At 47.5% G+C, this 556-nt stretch carries 2 pseudogenes; both read right to left on the reverse strand.

Annotated elements, in window-relative coordinates:
- Nucleotides 1-218 (reverse strand): annotated as a pseudogene (locus R7040_RS29000) (thiol oxidoreductase); the annotation flags it as partial.
- 84 nt (nt 219-302) lie between these two features.
- A pseudogene (locus R7040_RS29005) lies at nt 303-556 on the reverse strand (peptidase); the annotation flags it as partial.

Here is a 556-nt window from a genome sequence, read left to right on the forward strand (position 1 = left end):
GCATCTGTAGTCGCTGGCGCTTGCACCCATGGGTTACGGAAAAAACTATTGCCCACACTAAAATCAAGTCGCTTACTCATTGGCAAGTTCGTCGCGGGTAATGAATAGGCATTAGCACCGTCTTTTTTGACACTGGTGTTGCCACCAGACTTAACATCGTAAGCCATGGCAGAAGTCGAAAGGATCGCGGCAAAGGCGGAAAGTAGGTATGGCTTCATATCACTGCTCTTATATGAATGGATAACAACGAGCTCTAACGGCAAAAGGGCTCACGATGAGCCCTTGTTTATTATTATGTGTTCTTAAAACTCGTGGTCTGCGGTGTCTGGGCTTAGGCTATCGATGCCGACAATACCCGCTGCACGCTCAATAGCACCTGTTTGTGCAACCAACGCCATGATGGTGTCGTTAACCAGAGCATTGCCTTGAGCATTACCCGCAGCAATAAGTTGGTCGAAATGCTGATTGTGTTTTTCAGCAGAAGTCACCAACTCGCCAACTTGACTGCGTGTTGCGTCAAATTGCTTCTGGATTTCTTCAGCGGCTTGCTTATCTT

It is taken from the genome of Vibrio sp. 1069 (assembly GCF_033340555.1).